This window comes from Komagataeibacter oboediens (assembly GCF_003207815.1).
Lineage (GTDB): Bacteria > Pseudomonadota > Alphaproteobacteria > Acetobacterales > Acetobacteraceae > Komagataeibacter > Komagataeibacter oboediens.
Genome location: NZ_NKTX01000001.1, coordinates 147484 through 168453, shown reverse-complemented (window position 1 = coordinate 168453; position 20970 = coordinate 147484). Strand labels below are relative to the sequence as shown.

The following is a 20970-nucleotide window of genomic DNA, read 5'->3' as shown; positions in this document are numbered from 1 at the left end:
AATCCCGCCCGCGCCTGTCAAGGTTATAGGTGAACAGCCCCGGCCTGCGGGGCCGCAGTCTACACGTATTCGGGGAACAGGTCGCACAATCCGTCCGCCGTTGCGGGGCAGCGGCCACGTTCGGTAATCAGCCCGGTCACAAGCCGCGCGGGCGTGACGTCAAATGCCGGATTGGCGGCGGTGCTGCCATCGGGCACAAGCTGTACGGCCGTCACGGCGCCACCTTCGTCACGCCCCTGAATGTGGGTGACTTCACGGCCGCTACGTTCCTCGATGGGGATTTCCTTCACACCATCGCTAATGGACCAGTCGATGGTGGTGGACGGCAGCGCCACCCAGAAGGGCACGCCATTGTCATGCGCCGCCAGCGCCTTGAGATACGTGCCGATCTTGTTGGCCACGTCGCCCGTGCGGGTCACACGGTCGGTGCCCACGATCACCATGTCCACCTGACCATGCTGCATCAGGTGACCACCGGCGTTATCGGCAATGACGGTATGCTTCACCCCGTGGCGGCCCAGTTCCCATGCCGTCAGGGATGCGCCCTGATTGCGCGGGCGCGTTTCATCCACCCAGACATGCACGTCAATGCCACGGTCATGCGCCATGTAGATCGGCGCAAGTGCGGTGCCCCAGTCCACCGTCGCGATCCAGCCCGCGTTGCAGTGGGTCATGATGTTGACCGGGCCGGGACGGCGGGCTGCGATCTCCTCGATCAGTTCAAGGCCCTGCCGCCCGATGGCTTCATTCTGGATCACGTCTTCATCACAGATGCGCCCGGCTTCGTCATATGCCGCCGCCACACGGTCCGCGGGTGCGGTCTGGCGCAGGCGCGTCAGCATGCGCCGGATCGCCCAGGCCAGGTTGACCGCCGTGGGCCGGGTGGCCGCAAGCAGCGCCGCATCACGTTCCATGGCGGCGTCACTGCTATCGTACCGCAATGCCAGCGCCAGACCATAGGCCGCGACCGCACCGATCAGCGGCGCGCCACGCACCTGCATGCTGCGGATGGCGTGCGCCACCTGGTCGCGTTCAGTCAGGCGCAGGATATCAAGCGACCAGGGCAGACGGGTCTGGTCAAAGATATGGACCGACCAGCCATCATCCGCATCTACCCATACGCTGCGATAAGAGACGTTATCAATTTTCATATAATACTTGCCGCCATCCAAAAACCAGAACACACAAAAGGGGCGTAAGGAAACATTCAGCAGGCTGTTATTCAAGCCCCCGCCCCCGATACATCGCTTTTTTACACCGGCAGGCCGCCAGTCCCGCGGTCATCGTCCATCATACAACCGGATCACGGACGGTTCCACAGGCTTGCGCCAGATACGGCCCCGCCTTTATCCTGATCGCCTGTGTTCTCAGGGCGGGGTGAAAGTCCCTACCGGCGGTAACAGGCTGCGGCCTGAAGCCCGCGAGCGCCCGGCCTTCGGGCCGGGGTCAGCAGATCTGGTGCAATGCCAGGGCCGACGGTGACAGTCCGGATAAAAGAGAACTGGCGGCTGCACGGCCCCTGCGGGTCCGTGCCCGTCCGTGATCGCCTTGGATGACCACCGGGTCCACCAAGGGAGACATCCATCATGACATCAACACCCGATTACCATGATTCCCCGCCACCGGGCGAGGTAAAAGACACGGCAACGCCGTCCCCCCAGAACATTTATGACAATCCGCGTTTTTTTGACGGATACCGCACCCTGCGCGAAAAGGACACGGGGCTGAACGGTGCGCTGGAAATCCCGGCGATACGCGCCCTGCTGCCCGACCTGCATGGCAGGGCCGTACTCGACCTTGGATGCGGGTTCGGGGATTTTGCCCGTTACGCCCGCGAACGCGGCGCGGCCACGGTCACCGCACTGGATGTATCGCTGAAAATGATCGAAGCCGCACGCGCACTGACGCACGACGCGGCCATCACCTATATCCATGGCTCCATCGAGGACCATGCGGTGCAGCCCGCGGTATTTGACCTCGTGGTCTGCTCCCTCGCCCTGCATTACATCGCGGATTACGCAGCCGTAGTCCGCCGCGTTTTCGACAGCCTCAGGCCCGGCGGACTGCTTGTCTTTTCAGTGGAGCACCCCGTCTGCACCGCCAACCCCATAGGCTGGATACACAATGCGGACGGCCACAAGCTGCACTGGCCACTCGACCACTATCAGCAGCAGGGCGCGCGCAGTACGTCATGGTTTGTGGACGGGGTCATAAAATACCACCGCACGATGGAAACCTACGTCAACACCCTACTGGATGCGGGCTTTCAGCTCCGGCACCTGGCCGAACCGCAACCCGCAGCAGACCTACTGCGCGACCGTCCCGATCTGGAAGATACCGTGCGGCGCCCGCCCATGCTGGTCCTTGTGGCCATGAAGCCGAATGCGGCACCCGGCCCACACCACAGGCTTGATACAAAAGACTGAAATCGCGTTTCCTGTCTCCATAACGAAACTGTCCCGCCATGCGGATGCATGGCGGGACAATCCGGTCCGGTCTGACAGAATCGCGCGGGATCAGCCCTGCGGACCGTCGGACAGCGGCAGGCGGGTCAGGATCGTGGTCAGGCGCTGGGCAAAGCCGGTCGGATCCTTCGGGCTTTCGCCATCCTGGATACGGGCCATGTCCATAAGCGTCAGGGCAATATCCTGCACCGGGTCGCCATTCTTCACGCGGGTCGCAAGATCCGCGATCAGCGGGTGTGCGGGGTTGACCTGCAGCACCGGCGCCGTATCGGGCACCTGCTGGCCGCTACGCTTCATAAGCCGGATCATCTGCAGGTCCGGCCCGGATTCGGGGGCTGCCAGCACCACGGCGCTGTTGACCAGGCGGTTGGTGCCCTTCACATCCGATACCGCGTCACCCAGTGCGTCCTTCAGCGCAGGAAGGACGACCTCCAGCGTGTCCTTTTCAGCCTGCGTTTCCTCCGGCGCGCCGAACTTTTCCAGATCGGTCTGGAACTGGCTGATATTGCGCAGCGGCGTGTCCTTGTACACGCCCAGGCGGTCAGGCCAGAAGGAATCCACCGGATCGGACAGCAGCAGCACCTCGATCCCGCGGGCGCGGAAGCCTTCAAGCTGCGGCGAGGACGGCAGCATTTCCGTGCGGTCGCCAGTCAGGTAGTAAATGGCTTCCTGCTCGGGCTTCTTGCGCTCCAGATACGCATCCAGCGTGGTCCAGCCGTCCTGCGTGCTGGACCTGAAGCGCGCGATGGCGGCCAGTTCCGTGCGGTGTTCGGCGTCGTCCCAGATGCCTTCCTTGAAGGTCGGGCCGAAATTGTCCCAGAACTTCTCGAAATCCGCTTCGTCCTTGGACCGTGTCTTGAGTTCCGAGATCACGCGGTTGGTCACCGCCTTGCGAATGCGCGCAAGCACCGGCGTCGCCTGCAGCATTTCGCGCGAGACGTTCAGCGGCAGGTCCTCGGTATCCACCACACCGGTCACAAAACGCAGCCACGGCGGCAGCAGGCCCGCATCATCGGTGATGAACATACGGCGGACATGCAGCCGGATCTGGCTTTCACGCACCGGTTCGGCGAATTCGAACGGCTTGCTGCCGGGAATGAACAGCAGGGCCGAGAATTCCAGCATCCCCTCGGCATGCCAGTGCAGGGTGGCCCATGGCGTATCGAAGTTGTGGCTGACGTGGCGATAGAACTCGTTCAGCTGTTCTTCATCAATCTCGCCACGCGGCTTGCGCCACAGCGCCGTACCCTTGTTGGCCGAAGCCTCTTCCCCATCATCCTTGACGATGGTGATCGGCCACGAAATGTGGTCGGCCCATTTGCGCACGATGGTTTCAAGCTGCCATGAATCAAGGAAATCATTCGCATCTTCCTTGATGTGCAGGATGATGTCGGTGCCTGCCTTATCACGGGTCGCCGGGCTGATCGTGTAGTTGCCCTTGCCAGTGGAGGACCAGCGCCAGGCTTCATCACTGCCCGCGCGACGCGAGATCACGTCCACCCGATCCGCCACCATGAACGCGGCATAGAAGCCCACGCCGAACTGCCCGATCAGGCTTGGCTTGTCCTCGGGCTTTGCATTGGCCAGTTCCTCGCCAAAGGCACGGGTGCCGGAACGCGCGATGGTGCCAAGGTTGCGGGCAAGGTCTTCCTTGCTCATACCCGCGCCATCATCACTTATGGTCAGCAGGCGGGCGTCCTTGTCGGGGTTGATGCGGATCTTCGCATCATCGGGCAGCGCACGCGCGCCATCGGTCAGCGCCTCGAACCGGCGCTTGTCGGTGGCGTCCGCCGCATTTGCCACCAGTTCACGCAGGAAGATCTCGCGCTCGGAATAAAGCGCATGCACCACAAGGTCGAGCAGGCGGCCGACCTCGGCGCTGAATTCATGCTGTTCACCCGTTGCTTCGGGCGGGGTTGTCGTTGTGTGTTCCGTCATTGCCGGTCCCTATGTCCGTGAAATGCCATCAGGTTTCAATTTGTAATGAATATGGAAATCTTCGCGGCGTTTTCAATGGCCTGCGTGCGGGACCGCTCAGTCAAAATCCGTCGGCAGTCCAGGGTTGCGGACATGGTCGAACATGCGGGCGATCTGCTGTGGCAGGACGCGGCCCAGGGACAGGTCCGCAGGGATTTCATCGGGGCCGAACCAGCCGATTTCCGATGTCTCGACACTGGTCTGTGCCTGCCCGCCGGTCAGTTCGCATATGAAATACAGCGTGTAGCATGAAAACGGCGCGGGCGGATGGCCCTGCCGGTCGCGGTCCCACACGGCGGCAAGCCGGGTAACACGGACATCATACCCGCTTTCCTCACGCACTTCCTTGACCGTGTTTTCCACCGGGCTGAGGTTCACGTCCGCCCAGCCTCCGGGCAACGTCCAGCGGTCATGGTCCAGCACTTCGCGTACCAGCAGGATCCGCTGGCGTTCATCAAACACGGCGGCCCGCACCACGATCTTGGGCGTGGCGTACCCGTCCTGTCGGGTGAACAGGTCCAGCACCCGCTCCATGTCGGCTGCGCTGCCTGCCGCCATCATCTCGGCTGCGATCTGCCTTATGCTTTCATACCGCTCACGGTCAAAGGGGCTTTCGGCATAGGTCAGGCCGCTCTGGGCCAGTGCCTGCAGGTCCCGCGCCCAGACCAGCCATTTGGGGAATGTCATTCTGCCTCTCCCTGTGGTGACCAGCCCGGCGGGGCCAGTTCGAAGCTGCTGAATACAAACGCCGGCGCGACCTGGCAGCCCGTCAGGCTCCACGCTCCTTCCGGGAATGCCGCCTGCCAGGCGCCCGCCGGCACCACGGCCTGCATCACCTGCCCCTGTTCCGGCAGCGGGCCAATGGTGACACGTTCAATCGGACCGTCGGCACGCGGGGCGATTTCCAGCACCAGCGGACTGCCCCCCTGCCAGCACCAGATTTCCGCCGCGTCAACCCGGTGCCAGTGCGACCGCTCCCCCGCCGCCAGCAGGAACATGATGGTGGATACCGCGCCACGCGGACCATCGGCCGGGGTATCACGCCATATCTCGCGGTAGCTTCCGCCTTCGGGATGGGGCTGCAGGCCCAGCGCCTGCCGCACGCTTTCCGGTGGGGTGGAGGGATCACGCAGGTCGATCATGGTGAATTCTTGCTCCGGTCATAAGGCTTTGAGACTATTTGAAATAGTCCGCCCGGACACCATCCGGCAATCATCACGAAGTTTGCGGAAATCCGGTTTCAGAACGCTTCGGGAAACATCGCCTTTTTGAAAAAAGGTGACGTCCAAATAATTTTATCATTTCTTATCAATGGATTATATGAAAAACTGCCACCACAATACCAGCCTAATGCGCGTAATCCGCATCCATTGCGGGCATGAACGACAGGGTCTGGTCCGTATAGGTCTCCACCACCTCGCTAAAGGGCTGGCCACGCGCATCGCGCAGTACCGCGCGCTGGCGCACGATCTGCGCAGGCGGTGTGATCACTCCCGCCGTGTCATGCGGGCTCCCGGGCCACGGTGACCACAGCCGGGTGAATTCCAGCCGGTCACGTGAAAAATGCAGGCCCGCAACCACATGCCCGAATGCCGCGTCGGTCCCGTCCAGCGTGGCGTTCATATCCGCCGTCAGCCGGTCGGGCACATACCAGTTGTCGGCGACCGACAGCACATGGGTGCCGCAGACAAGCTGCACCTGCCGGTGGCGTATGGGCTGTGTGGCACTGGCCCCAAGGTCAGCCCGTACGCGTGCGGGTACGGGATCGGGCCCGGTAGGGATCATCTTGCGTGCAACCACCACCGGCCTGTCGGCCATGTGGTGGCTGGCGCACCAGTCCTCCAGCGCCACAGTCGCGCTGGGATGGGTCAGCAGGGTAATTTCCAGTTCCTGCACCGCCAGCAGCACACGGGCACGATCCAGTGCGGTATCAGGCAGGCCCGCCGCCAGGCAGCCACCGGAAGCAGGCAGGATGCCTACGCCCGACAGCCCCACGGCGGCCAGCAGGAAACGTTTCACCCCGTGCCTCAGGGCGCCAGCGTGCGCGCGGGCAGATGCACGCTGACCTGCTGGCTGTCATCCACGGCCGACGTGCCCAGCCAGACCCGGAAGCGGCCCGAAGGAATGGCCCACCGGTCATGCCTGCCATCAAAATGGGCCAACAGGCGCGGATCGACCTGCACCGAGACCTGGCGGCTTTCGCCCGGTGCCAGCGTCACGCGCTGCCAGCCCCCCAGCCTGCGCGCGCCACCATCGGGCAGACCGACATAGACCTGCGGCACATCCACACCCGGACGCGTGCCGGTATTGCGCACGTTGAACGTCACCGTAAGCTGCTTGTGGTGATACCCCGCCGCCAGCCCGTCGGTGGCGAAGGTGGTGTAGGTCAGGCCATAGCCGAACGGATAGAGCGGCTTGAGGTGATTGCGGTCGAACCAGCGGTAACCGACATCGCTACCTTCATCGTACACCAGTTCCTGATCGGTATGGAACTGCATCTCGAACACGTTGTTGGCGGTTACACCCGCGATGTCAGGATGGGCAAGCTGGGATTCAGCCTGCGGGAAGGTCATGGTCAGATGGCCCGACGGCGCGACCTTGCCAAACAGCAGCCGTGCGATGGCCGTGCCGCCACCGGAACCGGGGAACCATGCCTCCAGCACGCCCGCCACGCTGCTGTTCCACGGCATCAGCACCGGATCGCCGGTTTCCATGACCACCACGGTGCGCGGGTTGGCGGCCGCAACGGCGGCGATCAGCGCATCCGCATTGCCATCCAGATGCATGTTCGGCGCGTCCATCCCTTCAAAGGTGAACTGGGTGGCATACACGACGGCGACATCGGCGGCGCGCGCGGCACGGACGGCGGCTGCGATATTCGTGCCCGGATCATAGGTAATGTGCGCAGACGGGGCCTCGGCCCGCATGGCCTTCAGCGGGCTGGACGGGAAATAGACCGGATCGCCCGGCCAGTCCTTCTTGCCCGGTCCCTTGACGACCTCACCCCCGATGGGATCGACCTGGCTGGACCCGCCACCCGAAATCACGCCCACATCCGCATGACCGCCAATGACCGCAATGCGCGCGGTGGGGGACAGCGGCAGGACGTTGCCTTCGTTGCGAAGCAGGACCGCGCCTTCTTCCTCGTCACGCTGGGCGACAAGGGTGTCGGTCACGACATCCAGCGGCGCACGCCGCGGCGGATGGTCAACCAGCCCCTGCGCGAACAGGGAACGGACAATACGTTGCGCCATGTCATCAATACGCGACTGCGGCACGCGACCCGCCTTCACATCGGCCGCCAGTAGCGCCTGGAAATAGGGACGCGCATCAGCATGGTCGCCCGCCGATTCCTGATCCAGACCGGCCAGCGCCGCACGGGCGGAGGAATGGGTGGCCCCCCAGTCGGACATGACGAAGCCGGGATAATGCCAGTCCTGCTTCAGCGTCGTGTTCAGCAGGTACGGGTTTTCACACGCATACAGGTCGTTCACGCGGTTATACGAACACATGACCGAACCGGGATGCCCGGTTTCCAGCGCGATCTCGAAGCCCAGCAGGTCACTTTCACGCATGGCCACAGGGTCGATATCCGCACTCATGGTCATGCGTGATGTCTCGAGATCGTTCATCGCGTAATGCTTGAGGGTGGAAATCACATGCTGTGACTGCACGCCCGCAATGGTGCTGCCGACCATGCGCCCGGTCTGCAGCGGATCCTCGCCTGCATATTCGAAATTGCGGCCACCGCGCGGGTCACGGGTCAGGTCCGCCCCGCCGCCCAGCAGGACGTTGAAGCCGCTCTGCCACGCTTCGCGGCCGATCATGGCCCCGGCCTCACGCGCCATGTCCATGTCCCACGAACTGGCGGTGGACAGCCCCGATGGCAGGGAAACCGCCGCCCCGTCCTTACGGATATGGGCCGGGTTGCGGATGCCAAGCCCCGCATCCGAAATCTGCAGGTCCGGCAGGCCCGACCCCGCAGGCGCACGCAGATACGCCGCCGAACCAAGGCCGCCCGGCGGGGCGACGCTGCCATTGAACCCACCACCGTCAACGCTGAACAGCAGGGACATCTTGTCTTCAGGGCTCATATGCGCCAGCACCTGACGTGCCTTTTCATCGGCCGGATCACCCGGGGCATGATGCGCTGCATGGGCGGCGTCATGCGCCACCATCATGCCGCACGCCACGGCGGACAGCAGGAATATCTTGCGGGACAGCTTCATGCGGCGGCTTCCTCATCATAATGGTCAGGACAGCAGGGATACGAGCCGGACGGTCCCGCCCGCTGTGGTCATAATTACTGAAACACCCGTCCTGCAATCCGCATGATCTAGCGCAAGGCAGGACGAGAAATTGGGCCAGCAGGTGTAAAAAAACCCCGCCGGCAGGCCATATACATGCCTGTGGGCGGGGTCATGCGGCAACAGCGCGGCCCGGACAGGTCCGGTCAGTTGCTGTTGCTGCGGGTACGCATGTACAGGATGATGGTCTGGGTCGGGACGGAATTCAGGTCTTCCGCATCCACATCGCGGGTGACGACATAATCACCAAACGCACCCGGCTGCGACGTGATCCAGCGGCCGTACAGCCCTTCCAGCACCGGGGCCAGCCAGGTGCCCGAGGGTTCACCTGCACTGCCAACCTGCGGCAGGTCTTCATGCACGATGCGCATGGCCTGTTCTTCCGCCAGCAGTTCCAGCTTCACATATCCCCAGTTGATCATGCCCAGCAGGGCATTCAGTTCGATCTGCAGCTGGTGGATGGTGTTGCACAGGGGCGGCTGCAGTCGACCAGCCATGCCGCGGCCGACCTCGCGCAGCAGGTCATTCCTGACCTCGATCCCGGCCTGATCGTCGATTTCCCACGACAGGGCCTGCAGGAAAAGCGAGAAGTCCGGTTTTGCGTTGAAAGTTGTCATTACTGGTCCATAATAAGATAGTGTACGGAAATCATGGCGCCGCTTTCAGTCCAGTTACCGGCCTTCTGCCAGCGCCCCGACAGATCAAGACGAAGATTGTGTGTAAATCGATACCCTACCCTAGCATTGAAGCCGCCCGTAAGACTAGCGATACTATCCCCGGGATAATAGGCCCTGTCTACCGTTTCCTCTGACAGATAATCCGAGGCCGTCGCATTCTGCATATACGAGTCGGCAATGTACTGGGCCCCCGACTGCAAGAGCGAGGATGTCGGGAAGAATGGGGAAGAGTGTTCGTGGAACACCTGATAGCCCACGCTGCCGGTCACATCCCAGTCCAGTCGCTTGTGCTGCCCGGCGTAACGGATCGGAACGGTAGCTGAGTAATAGGACTGGGGCGAGAAGTAGCCACCCTGCCCATAAGTATAGAAGTCCTGATTGTTGGCATAACCGAAATAGGTCAGGCTGACACCGATCCGCACCAGCATGTTGGCGTTGTGCCACACAAGTGTATTGGCGCCGATACCGGCCTCACGCTCGTTATTACTCCGCGTGTTCTTACCGGTCTGGATCGCATAGCCACCGCCACCATACAGGATGGTATTGCCCAGCGTCGCCTCGACCTGGCCATGGAAGTGGTTGGTCACGACACCACCCCATTCCTGCCCCCACTGCGACGCAAGCTGGCTGCCATAATGGTTCAGCGCGTAACGGCCCAGGGCCGAATTGTAGTTCGGATCACGCAGGCCGCCATAGGACAGGACGCTGTTGGTGATCGAACGGCGCTCGGCACTGACACGGAACGTCACCGGCCCGACACGTGGCGAGAATTCGACCCCGCCCAGCACATTGGTGATGGGGAAGCCGATCGGCGATGCGCCGACATCCGCCCGCACCCAGCTATTGCTGAACTGCACATCCGGCGCAAAGCCCGCTTCACCCTGCCCGCCCTGAATCTGCTGGGTCCGCAGGCTGCTGCTGCTGTTGTTCTGGCTCAAGGAATTGACGTACTGGTTGTACGCCTCCGTCGCCATATTGGTGCCGTAACGGGGCACGTCATAAACCGAACCGGCATTCAGGTCACCCGACCAGATCATGGTTGGCGTGATCGAGAAGGTCAGGCTGGATTCACCGGCCTGCAGCGGCAGGCGCCCGACGATGGGAATGTTGGCTTCCGTCAGGCGGCCCATGCCGTGTTCACCCGAACGCGACCGGAACCCGAGACCACCGTCAATGGACGGGGCAAGATTTTCACGCAGGGTATTGATCTGCCCGGAAATGGAAGACAGCATCTGGTCCGCAGCCTCGGGTGAGGTCGCTTCCATGCTGTAGGACCCACCCGTGACCGGCGCGCCAAGTTCCGTCTGCCGCCCGTAGCCATGGTGGCGGAACGGGTTGCTGGAAGGTGGCGCCAGCGCATCTTCCTCGGTCGCTGCAGGGCCGAAGGCAGAGCGGGACCCCTCGACCTGCTGCAGGCGCAGGTCATACGCCCGGCGCAGGTCGGCAATGGTCCGATGCCCATGTCCATCCGCCTGATCGGCCACGGCCATGCCCAGCCATGCGCGGGCATCCATCGGGCTTTCCTGTACGCCGTCCATCGCCAGATGGGTGGCCAGGCTCTTGCGGCCACTATTGACCGCGGCCTGCACGGCGGCCTGCCGGGCATCAAGATCCTGCGGGTTATGGCGCAGTACTGCCAGGTCGATGTCCAGTGCCTTGCTGGATTTGCCTTCGCCGTTATACAGCCGGGCCAGCGCCAGTTTGGGCGATGTCGCCTCCGGATCCGCCCGCAGCGCCGGGGCCAGGTGATCATACGCCTGCGCCTGATCGCCACGCTGGTTCAGCAGGTCGGACTGCGCCACGGCAATGCCCATGCGCAGCTGCTGGAGCGTCTGCTGCTGTTCCGGCAGCAGCGCATTGCCTGCTCCGCTTCCGCTACCATCGCCCAGCGGCGCAAGCAGGCGGGCGGCGGCAACCGGGTTGCTGATCTTCATGTATTCGGTGGCGTAGGCCAGTCGCTGGTCCGGCGACAGGTCAATCGTACGGGTCGAGGCGATACGCAGGGCCATGCGGGCATGGATCATGTCACCACGCTGGCGGAACAGGTCTGCCACGGCCACGCCGCGCGCGCCGGTCGGGTCAGGCGGGGCAAGCGCTTCACGGATCAGGGGAACCGGATTTGGCACCATCGACAGACGGCTGGCCAGATCTTCCTTGATCTGCATTTCCTCGGCAATCGAACGGATGGCCGGCGAATAATCCTCGGGGGACAGCCCGGACAGCAGGCGACGGGTCGCCGCGTCATTGCCGGCGCCATAGGTATACAGGATACCCGCCTGCCGGTCCTGCGCCGTAACCGGATTGGCCAGGATCGGCTGCATGACCCTCCCGGCTTCCGCCACGTCACCCTGCTGCTGCAGGGCATTGGCCAGGTTGATGCGCACCCACGGATCGCGCGGGGCCTGCGTCATGGCTTCACGCAGAATGGCAACCTTGCGCGCCGAGTCCGACGTGTGCGATGCCGCGGCCATCAGGCCCGTCACCTCGATCTCGCCAACTTCCGTGGCATATTGCGGCCCGACGCGCGACAGCAGCTGACGGGCTTCCGCTGTGTTGCCCTGCGCCATGTCCACCCGCGCCAGCCCCATCAGGGCCAGCTGGTTGTTGGGATCTCGCGCCAGAACGGACCGATATTCCTGTTCAGATGCATCGATCTGCCCGGTCGTGCGCTGCAGGTCCGCCAGCATCAGGGTCGCACCGGTGAACTGTCCCGGCTGACGCGCCAGCGATGTCAGGCGCTGCTTGGCTTCGGTGTACTGATGGGCTGCGATCAGCTGGCGGACAGCCGCATAGTCACCGCTGATTTCCATCCCCGCCAGCGCGGGGCGCCAGCGGTCAGCCGTCTTGGGGTCCGCAGCCATCGCTTCCTGAAAATAACGACGCGCTTCAGCCGCATCACCCTGACGCATGCTGACCAGCCCCATCCCACCCAGCGAATCCGCATCATGGGAATTGATCTGTAGCGCGGACTGGAATGACTGCTCGGCCGCGGACAGGCGTCCGGAATTAAGCTGCTGGAAGCCTGCCTGACGCGCCAGCCCGGCCTTGTCCGGCGGACCACCCGGCGGATGAAGCATGTGCTCCTTTAGCGCCGTATCATCGGGATGCGCCGTCAGCCACTGCTGCATGAGCGGCTGCGTCTCGGCCGTGACGGGCAGCCAGCTCAATGTCTGCCGATAGGACTGGGCGGCGGCGGCGGCCTCGACGGGGGCCTGCGTGCGGAACCCCTGCAGGTCCTTCAGTCGCGCCAGCCCCTCCATACGGGTCGAGGTGTTATATGTCAGCGTCTGTGCAAAGGCGAGCTGTGCCCGGTAGTCCTGCGGATTGGCCGCCACAAGACCCGCAAGGCCCGCACGCGCCTGGTCCCAGTCCGCCGGGACACCCGCCATGGTCTGGTAATATTCGATCGCCAGGGAATGCGGGGGCCGGCCGCCATTGAACAGCTTCTGGTACCCGGCAACGGCTTCCGCGCTATGACCGGATGCCGCAAGCGAACGCACATGTGACAGATCGCCGGTCGAGATGGAGCGTTCGTGCAACAGGTCGCTCAGGCTGTTTGCCGCGACACTGCCCGGTGCCACTTCCTGCAGGTGGCGCAAGGTATCGGCTGCCGCTTCACGGTTGCCCATGGCCGTCTGGTATTCCCCCTGCACTTCCAGCACGTCGGGGGCATCCGGAGCGATCCGCTGCGCATTCTGCAATGCCTGCCGGGCATTGTCATACTGCTGCTGCTGCAACCAGAAACGCGCCTGCTGCAACAGGATCTGCCGTGGCGCGGCAGTTCCCCCGGTGGCCTGCGCGCCGGTCATGGCGGTGGACGCCTGCTGCGCGCGGGCGACCGGACAGGCATTATCGCGCTCATGCAACTGCTGGCAAGCAGGCCGGCAGAAAGCGAAAAGACGTATCGTCTGTTCATGATCACGATTTCTGCCTTTCTTCCTGCAACTGCCGGCGACGGAACATCGCGTGGCGGAACAGGGCACGCACCAGGACAGCCGCCACCAGCAGACAGCCAACCAGCCCGACCACGATCACGCGGAAGGGATGGTTATGCATATACCAGTCGGGAATCAGCCACAGCGGCACCGTGCCAACCGTATACAGCGGCGAACTGCGGTAGGATGTCAGGTCATCGCCATGCGCCAGCACAAGATCACCCTGTACTTTCGCCTGGTTCTTACGCTGCCCCAGGATCTGGACCAGATTATCAAGCCCCTGCCCGTCACCCGACAGCAGGGCCAGCACGGTGCGGCCGGACGCCAATGGCGATTCCGCCTCCACCATCGCGCCGACGCCACCGCTCAGCGTGGTTTCAACCTCGGTCGGGTGCGTGTTGCTCATGACCGACATCGGATCCTGGAAGATGTTCCACACGCCGCTCAGGGTGGAACGCAGCCCCATGTGAAGCCGCCCATCCGAAATCTGGTATGCCGAGTTGGCCAGCAGGGCAGATACATCCGCACTGTTGGACAGGGTGGACAGGACAATCAGGTTCCGGTCCGCCACGTCGCTGACATGGTCGGCCGAAACGATATCAACGCCCGAAACGGGATACCATGTCGTCGCCCCCATGAAGCCCATGAGGTCGAGATACGCGCTGACCACCGTACCATTGGGATGATCCGGCAGCACCACTGCCGAACGCGACAGGTCGGCGTAGGTCGTGAACGGATACCCCGCACTGGCCATGTAGGCCAGGTTGGGCATGCGCGTGATGTGATAGGCATTGGACAGGTCAATGGTCGAATCCGGATCGACCGACATGTGGATCAGGCTCGGACCGGGACGGCAGCCGGGCTGTGCCAGCGGGGCTGCGTCAAAATAGAACTGCAGCTGATCCTGACCGAACACCATCCACGGCGGAATGGTCAGCGTATGCTGCTCCACGCCCGCATTCTGGGTGCCCACGCCAACACGATGCAGCAGCTGATCGACAACCGAGCTCTGCTCCCGCAGTGAATAGGACTGCAGGTAGGTATTGTTGATGCCGACATCCAAGTGCGAACGCGCCACATCGAGGATCGGGCCATCCGGCGCGCGGAAACGCACGTTCAGCTTGTACGGACGGTCACGCCACGTATAGAGGTCAGGCGACACGCGGAACGGAACCGACAGCACGCCCGGCGTATACCCTTCGCCCTGCAGGGCGCTGACCGGCACCAGTTCACCCAGCCGGACCGGGCGGCTGGTGGGAATGAAGGACGGCGCGTCATTGGCCAGACGCGGGGCGACATCAATCGGCGCCACATCCATGCGGCTGGCGACCGGCAGGGCGCTGGACCCGAAGCCGATCCCTTTGCTGGCGGTAATGACTTCATCGCGGTCACGCCCCGTCACCAGCAGCACCGTGCCGTTGGGATCGGAGGGGTTGGCGACCTCCATCAGGGTGGGGCCACTGACGGACGGGCGGCCCAGCGCTGCAGGCAGTTCATCCGCCACGCCGACCACAATGGCATTGCCGGTCTGGGGAATGGTGGAGAAGACAGGGAAATTGACCCCACGGAAGTCGGTCTGCTGCCCGAACCACGACGCGATGATGCCGGAAGCCTTGAGCACTTCTGGATCAAATGTCTGTGCAAGGACGAACGGAATGACGACTTTCTGCCTTACAGTCTTATCAAAGAACGGCTGGGGCAGACGGGCCAGCTGACGACGGGGAGGAAGCGGAATGGTCGTGATCTGCAGCTGCGAATGTTCAGACACGCTGGCCCACTGCAGCCCGTTGGTCGGGTCCGCGCACCCTTTGGAACCTGAAGCGAAGTTGAAGTTCAGGCGGTTGCCGCTGACAAAGAAAATCGGATTGATGTCAAATGACAGCGGCCCGAACGCCGGATGCGTCGGGTCGGGACGCAGCGTGCCGATATACTGTTCGTTCAGCGTGATCGTCACCGCGCTGTTGTCGGGCTGGAGGTTGGGCGACATGGCCCCGGACACGACCAGTCGGGCCGATGTCACCAGCTGGTCTGCCGGAATCCCGAACTGCAACCCCTGCAGCGGGGCGGCGCCGCGCATGGTCAATGCACTCTGCGCACCCAGTTCCTGAAGGGAATAGGTATGGACGGTTGCAACATCGGTACCGACGCCTGCCGCATTTTCGGCATTATCCAGTATCGCATCCGCATTGCTGGCGCTTCCCGCATCGGACGCGGGCGCGGCTGATGCCGGATCAACCGCCTGTGCGGAAGGTTGCGCCGCTGGCGCCACCGGTGCCGCTGCCGGCAGGGGGGGGAGATCACTGCCCGTAGGCTGGTGGGCTGGCGCTTTGGACGCAATCGGGGCAGCCTGCGCTCCCGTTGCGAAAACCAGCAGCGCGATCAGGGACACCATTTTCATATCACGAGGCCGCACGACTGATCTTTCCTTCCTGTTTCTGACCACCCTGGCTGGTTGTTGGCTCCCTACGCTCAACCGGCAGTGCAATTGGTTTCTTTTTGGGACGACTATGGGCAATCATCTGACCCTTCCTGCGGAACAGTGCCTTGATGCTGAGGATCAGACTCCACAGGCTTCGTAACGGCCGGTCATCCTCATAATTATTCCACTGCAGCCAGGCATCGGCGCGTCCGAACACAAACCGGACCACGGCCGCCTCAACCTGAATGTTACTGATCGACCACGTAAACACCGCCTTGCCCTGGGCACTGCGGATCATGGTGGCCGGAAGGTTCATCTCCTCGCCATCCAGTACGGCATGGATCACGACCTGTACAGGGTGATCGGGAGTAACCTCACGCCATGGCAGGTGGATCGCCACACCGCCCATGGAGACGTCTTCGGTAATGCCGTGGCTCGAATTGCCATCGTAATCATAAACCGTAACGGGGATCTGGGCTTCGATACGATGGCTCTGCCGCAGCTGCTTTGTTTCACGCCCCACGGAGATTGCCGCCATCAGGATGATCAGACTGATCACCGACCAGATGCAGTTCAGCGCGTACGCACGTTCCGAAATGATGTCCAGGTGCTGGAAGATCAGCGCATATAGCCCACGCAACAGGCCGAGGGCCATGATGATGGCGAAAATAATATTCGGATAGGTGGCGGTGAGGTCGAATTCCTCACGTTCCAGAACACCACCTTTTTCCGTCACGTTGAACTTGCCCTTGGAGGGGAACAGCATCGTGACGATGGTCACCCGCACCAGGAACAGTGCCATGACGGTTTCGTACACTTCACTCCAGAACGAATACCGCCAGCCCTTGTTGACCTTCGCCGCAGTCGCAATGGAATGGAACATGTGCGGGATGGCGTAGACCCCCACCGCCAGCGGCGATGCCGCGATGATATTCTGGCTGAAGAACAGGAAGGCCAGCGGGGATGCAAGGAAGATGACGCGGGGAATGGCGAAGAAGAACGACGTCATGGCCGACAGGTAGCAAAGACGCTGCCCAAGCTTCAGACCCGAGCCAAGCATCGGGTTATCGACGCGGAAAATCTGGATCATGCCACGGGCCCAGCGCATACGCTGCCCGATATGCGTAATGAGACGTTCTGTCGCCAGACCACTGGCCAGCGGAATGCGCAGGTAGGCGGTCGACCAGCCCTTGCGCTGCATACGCAGCGCGGTATGGGCGTCCTCTGTCACGGTTTCGGTTGCAAAGCCGCCGATTTCCTCAATCGCCTTACGGCGCAGGATGGCGCACGATCCGCAGAAGAAGGTCGCATCCCAGAAGTCGTTACCATCCTGAATGACGCCATAGAACAGATTGCCTTCGGGCGGGGTGCGGTACCCCACCGCCAGGTTACGCTGGAACGGATCGGGGGAATAGAAGTGATGCGGCGTCTGCAGCAGGGCGATGTTCGAATCGCTGACCATCCAGCCCATGGAGATCTGCAGGAAAGCACGCGTCGGGATATGGTCACAGTCCAGGATGAGGATGTGATCGCCCGTGGTATGTTTAATGGCGTAGTTCAGGTTACCGGCCTTGGCGTGCGCGTTATCGGGACGGGCGATGTAACGCGCGCCACAGGCCTCGGCAAAACGGGCGAATTCCTCACGCCTGCCGTCATCCAGAATATAGACGTTCACCTTGTCGGGCGGCCAGTCGATACCCAGCGCCCCGAGCACCGTCAGACGCACGATGCTCAGTGCTTCGTCATAGGTCGGGATGAAAATATCAACCGTGGGCCACTCATCGGGATTGGCCGGCAGCGGCAGCGGCGCACGATGCAGGGGGGAAATCGTCTGGAAATAACTGAGGAACAGCATGTAGAGCGCATACAGTTCCGCCAGCAGCAGCGTGACACCCAGAATGCCCTGCGTCCAGGTATCAAAGTCCAGCGTTTCCGTCAGCCGCCACGTCAGATACCGCAGGGACACCAGCGCCGACAGCACTTCCAGAAAGACCTGGGTGCGACGGCTTTTGCGGCGGCCGACGATAAAAAACACCGCCACACACACTAATGCCACAATCATCTGTTCATTAAGCGACAGCGTAACCATGGTTGCGGCAAGCAGGGCGCAAAGCCCCAACGCCCCAACGACATAGCTGGCACCGCGCAGTGACAGTATCTTGTTGGAAAAGCGGCCGAACCAGCTTTCCGCAGGCGCTGACGACTGAACCTCTGACATCAATAACTCGTCCGATTAATAAATACTGATAAAACAGATAGTTACGTTCAAAAGAAAACCGTCAGACGCATCTGGTCCGTCATGTCGCCTTTCGGCCCGCATGGCACGCGGGTCATACGGGGCCCAGGCCCCCTGCCCTGTATCCCGTGGCGGACCGGCCTGCCATCATAACCGGTCACGCCTGCCGGAATCAGGATTGCTCGTTCTCTTCCTCACGCTTGCGCAGCAGGGCCTCACGCAGGCTCGGCTTGGGGATCAGACGGTCGGTCGCCCGCCCCCCCAGTGTCATGAACACTTCGGTCAGGGTCGGGGAGTTATCGGTCGGCGCCGGGCGGCGTCCCGCGCTTTCATTCCATGAATTCTTGTCGAACTTGGTCATCGTGGTCACCTTGGAAGCAGGTTTGGAAACAGGCCGGGGCATCGGCACCGGTGTCGGCTGGAACAGCCGGGCCATCTGGGTCCGGTCGCCTGCCTTGGCAAAAAAGAATCCAGGCCCGGTCGGGCGCTGTCCACGGCGCTGCTGCGCCTTGGGCACGGGGGCCCACTCATCCGTTGCAGCAACCTCAGGCTCGGGGGCTTCAACCGTGAAGGGAGCAGACTGCGCGGGTGCCGGACGCGGCGGCGCGGACGGCGCAGCAGGCGCAACAAACGGCGGCAGGCCACGCCGTTCGCGCCCGCCCGACTGCACGACATCCGGCGTCGTTGCGGCAGGCTTGGGCTGCGGTGCGGGTGAGACCACGGTTTCCGGCGGCGGCGGCGGCGGTTCCGGCGCGACCGTTTCCATGACAGGCGGCGCGGGCTGAACAGGCGGCTGCGGCACATGCACGGCTTCCGGCACAACCGGGGCCGGTGGCGGTGGCGGCGCTTCCTCCACAATGGGAGGCATGGCTACAGGCGTGACGACAGGCGGTTCAGACTCCGGCGCAGGCGCAGCGGCTGGAGCCGGCTCGTACGACTCCGGCTCGGCATAATGCTCTTCGGCGTAGGCATGCGTGTCGTCGTGATCTGTTTCTTCGGGGACATCCACGGGCGCGTCCCGCACGATGGACCGGAAGGAATGGTAATGAAAGCCTTCCCCGCTCAGACCATAGCCAGTCGTAAGCATGCGGGACACATCCTGCGGATTGTCCATGTCCACATTACGGTGTGGCGCCGGTGTCCCTGCTTCCTTGTCGGCTGAACTCACATCCCACCTCCCTCGGCACGGGCGATATAGACCAGCAGTGTAAGCGCTGCGGAATAATAATCCGGCGCATTATCCAGCGTGGGCAGTTCGCCAGCCGATGCCAGACCCGAACACGATGCAACGGCCAGATAACCGGGCGGCGCATTATAGGGCGAACGCGAACCATTTGTCAGGTCAACCCAACCCGGCAGGGCAGATGCGCCAAAATGGTTCCAGAACCGGGTGTAGTCAGCCAGCAGTTCCGGCGACAGCATATGCGCCCAGTACAGGTAAAGCGGCACGCGAATCGCGTCGTAGGAGAAACGCGGCGGCCAGCCCTTTGCGATGGAGAAATTACCCGTCTGCCGGTTGATCGACAGCCAGTCCGGCGGCAGCTTCCATTCACCGAACTGTGCCTTGCCAATGATGCGCAGGCCATTTTCGATCACGGTCTGCCACTGGGATTCGCCTGACAGCTCAAACGCCTGCAGAAGGGAGGGCATGACGTAATAGGACAGGTTGAGGGTCACCGCGTCCTTGGTAACGAATCCCACTGCCCCGGGCAGCAGCACCGTATAGGGACCGACCTTCATGGTCATGTGCTTCAGCACGTCGGCGTAGATGTTTATAGCGTCCTGAATATAGTCCGCCCGCTTCCAAAGCTTCCCGGCGCGTGCCAGGCCCAGGGCAATCAGCAGATCCCCGTCGGTGGCATTGTTCTTGTCCGCGACCGGCGGGTTATGTCCCTCCAGGTAACGCCAGGAAAACAGGGCATCGGTCTTGTGCTGAAGGTTGTTGCGCGCCCAGACCCATATCGCCTCGAACGCCGTCTGGTCGCCTGCCGCGGCGGCGAACAGCATGCCGTAACCCTGTCCCTCGCTGTGGGATTCGCCGCTATTGCCGGTATCGATAATGCGCCCGTCGGGATGGAAATACTTGCTGCGGAAAATGGCCCACTGCTGATTCACCGCCGTGCCGTCCCCTGCTTCAGCCGCCGAAAGGAACGGAATGCTGCCGGTAGCCGCCATGACGGACAGAAAGGACCGACGCCCCATCCCGGATACATGTTTCTGCAGCTTCATAAAATCCAACAGCATTGATCACCACACACTAGAAATCAGAACCGATGCAACCACAGGCGGAAACCGGTGTTCAACTCCCCGCCCGGTCGCACTCATGACGCCTTAATCGCAAACTCCTCCATCCTGCAAGCCACACATGGCTACTACGAGACAGACTTTATTACGGAAAGGAAGCATAACGCCTTCCCCCCCAATGGCGAAACTGCCACCAGCGCCCTGACGGACCGGAAAGGGGGTGAAGTTGCATTTTTATCACGTCGGGCCAGCACGCTCCCCCAGAAAATCCCGTTGATTATTCCTGCAGAAATCAAAAGAGAAATATGGAAAATGACCGGGTTCCAATATGCTGCCATCTATCCGAAAATTAAAAGACGGAAAATATTTTTAAATTTCGGTGCCATTTGACATGAATCAATGCTTTTTTCACAAAGCGTCCCGGCAAATATATAAGATGCCTTTATTATATATTAATATGAAAAACGGCGCCATGCCATAGATTGATTGCTTTTCAATGAAAATAACGCGGACAATTGTCCAGTACATACTAAAAACCCGCCTTGCGGCGGGCTTTCGTTCTGCGGCCATGGTATAAACAGCCAGTAATCTGGCGTCCCGTACGGGATTCGAACCCGTGTTGCCGCCGTGAGAGGGCGGTGTCCTAGGCCTCTAGACGAACGGGACAAAGGCCGGTGCCGCGTTCTATGCGATCACACGTGGGGATGCAA

General features: G+C 62.1%; 14 protein-coding genes, 1 tRNA gene and 1 riboswitch. Of the genes, 2 read left to right on the top strand and 13 right to left on the bottom strand.

The features are described from left to right. Positions 1 to 59 precede the first annotated feature (59 nt). A complete protein-coding gene (gene mtnA, locus CFR80_RS00725) occupies positions 60 to 1151 on the bottom strand; it encodes an S-methyl-5-thioribose-1-phosphate isomerase (RefSeq protein ID WP_110507051.1) in 1092 nt (363 codons plus the stop codon). A gap of 208 nt (positions 1152 to 1359) precedes the next feature. Continuing rightward, positions 1360 to 1506, top strand: a riboswitch (FMN riboswitch). Positions 1507 to 1586: 80 nt separating this feature from the next. On the opposite strand from mtnA, the gene CFR80_RS00720 reads away from it, so the two are divergent. Continuing rightward, complete coding sequence (locus CFR80_RS00720) at positions 1587 to 2426, top strand: class I SAM-dependent methyltransferase (RefSeq protein WP_010513878.1); 840 nt, start codon at positions 1587 to 1589, stop codon at positions 2424 to 2426. Positions 2427 to 2516: 90 nt separating this feature from the next. Here CFR80_RS00720 and htpG read toward each other — a convergent pair whose 3' ends face one another. The 11 genes from htpG to CFR80_RS00665 all read right to left on the bottom strand — a co-directional run bounded on the left by htpG (position 2517) and on the right by CFR80_RS00665 (position 20260). Further along, positions 2517 to 4403, bottom strand: a complete 1887-nt coding sequence (htpG, locus tag CFR80_RS00715) for a molecular chaperone HtpG (protein WP_010513879.1) — start codon at positions 4401 to 4403, stop codon at positions 2517 to 2519. A gap of 96 nt (positions 4404 to 4499) precedes the next feature. Then, a complete protein-coding gene (locus tag CFR80_RS00710) occupies positions 4500 to 5129 on the bottom strand; it encodes an NUDIX hydrolase (protein ID WP_010513881.1) in 630 nt (209 codons plus the stop codon). Further along, entirely contained in the window at positions 5126 to 5584 is a 459-nt protein-coding gene (locus CFR80_RS00705) for a cupin domain-containing protein (RefSeq protein ID WP_110507016.1), read from the bottom strand. Before CFR80_RS00705 ends, CFR80_RS00710 begins: the two co-directional genes overlap by 4 nt. A gap of 205 nt (positions 5585 to 5789) precedes the next feature. Next, the gene (locus tag CFR80_RS00700) at positions 5790 to 6461 is read right to left on the bottom strand and encodes a hypothetical protein (RefSeq protein ID WP_010513883.1); all 672 of its coding nucleotides are present in this window, start codon (positions 6459 to 6461) and stop codon (positions 5790 to 5792) included. 8 nt (positions 6462 to 6469) lie between these two features. Then, positions 6470 to 8671 carry a beta-glucosidase gene (locus CFR80_RS00695; RefSeq protein ID WP_110507015.1) on the bottom strand — a complete coding sequence of 734 codons (2202 nt, stop codon included), beginning with the start codon at positions 8669 to 8671 and terminating at the stop codon, positions 6470 to 6472. Between the two features lie 224 nt (positions 8672 to 8895). Beyond that, positions 8896 to 9366 carry a cellulose synthase operon protein D gene (locus CFR80_RS00690; protein WP_010513886.1) on the bottom strand — a complete coding sequence of 157 codons (471 nt, stop codon included), beginning with the start codon at positions 9364 to 9366 and terminating at the stop codon, positions 8896 to 8898. Then, positions 9366 to 13292 (bottom strand): cellulose synthase subunit BcsC-related outer membrane protein, encoded by a 3927-nt coding sequence (locus CFR80_RS00685; RefSeq protein WP_258367709.1) that lies wholly within the window; start codon positions 13290 to 13292, stop codon positions 9366 to 9368. Before CFR80_RS00685 ends, CFR80_RS00690 begins: the two co-directional genes overlap by 1 nt. 52 nt (positions 13293 to 13344) lie before the next feature. Then, the gene (locus CFR80_RS00680) at positions 13345 to 15774 is read right to left on the bottom strand and encodes a cellulose biosynthesis cyclic di-GMP-binding regulatory protein BcsB (protein WP_232275638.1); all 2430 of its coding nucleotides are present in this window, start codon (positions 15772 to 15774) and stop codon (positions 13345 to 13347) included. Beyond that, the gene (gene bcsA / locus CFR80_RS00675; protein ID WP_010513890.1) at positions 15761 to 17998 is read right to left on the bottom strand and encodes a UDP-forming cellulose synthase catalytic subunit; all 2238 of its coding nucleotides are present in this window, start codon (positions 17996 to 17998) and stop codon (positions 15761 to 15763) included. Before bcsA ends, CFR80_RS00680 begins: the two co-directional genes overlap by 14 nt. Positions 17999 to 18188: 190 nt before the next feature. After that, complete coding sequence (locus tag CFR80_RS20085) at positions 18189 to 19184, bottom strand: endoglucanase (RefSeq protein WP_309146436.1); 996 nt, start codon at positions 19182 to 19184, stop codon at positions 18189 to 18191. Further along, positions 19181 to 20260 carry a glycosyl hydrolase family 8 gene (locus tag CFR80_RS00665; protein ID WP_010513892.1) on the bottom strand — a complete coding sequence of 360 codons (1080 nt, stop codon included), beginning with the start codon at positions 20258 to 20260 and terminating at the stop codon, positions 19181 to 19183. The genes CFR80_RS20085 and CFR80_RS00665 overlap by 4 nt, the downstream gene beginning before the upstream one ends. Positions 20261 to 20311: 51 nt before the next feature. Between CFR80_RS00665 and CFR80_RS00660 the strand changes: the two genes are divergently transcribed. Beyond that, a complete protein-coding gene (locus tag CFR80_RS00660) occupies positions 20312 to 20650 on the top strand; it encodes a hypothetical protein (protein WP_010513894.1) in 339 nt (112 codons plus the stop codon). Positions 20651 to 20850: 200 nt separating this feature from the next. On the opposite strand, the gene CFR80_RS00655 is transcribed toward CFR80_RS00660, so the two are convergent. Then, positions 20851 to 20926 (bottom strand) — tRNA-Glu (locus tag CFR80_RS00655). Positions 20927 to 20970: the final 44 nt, after the last annotated feature.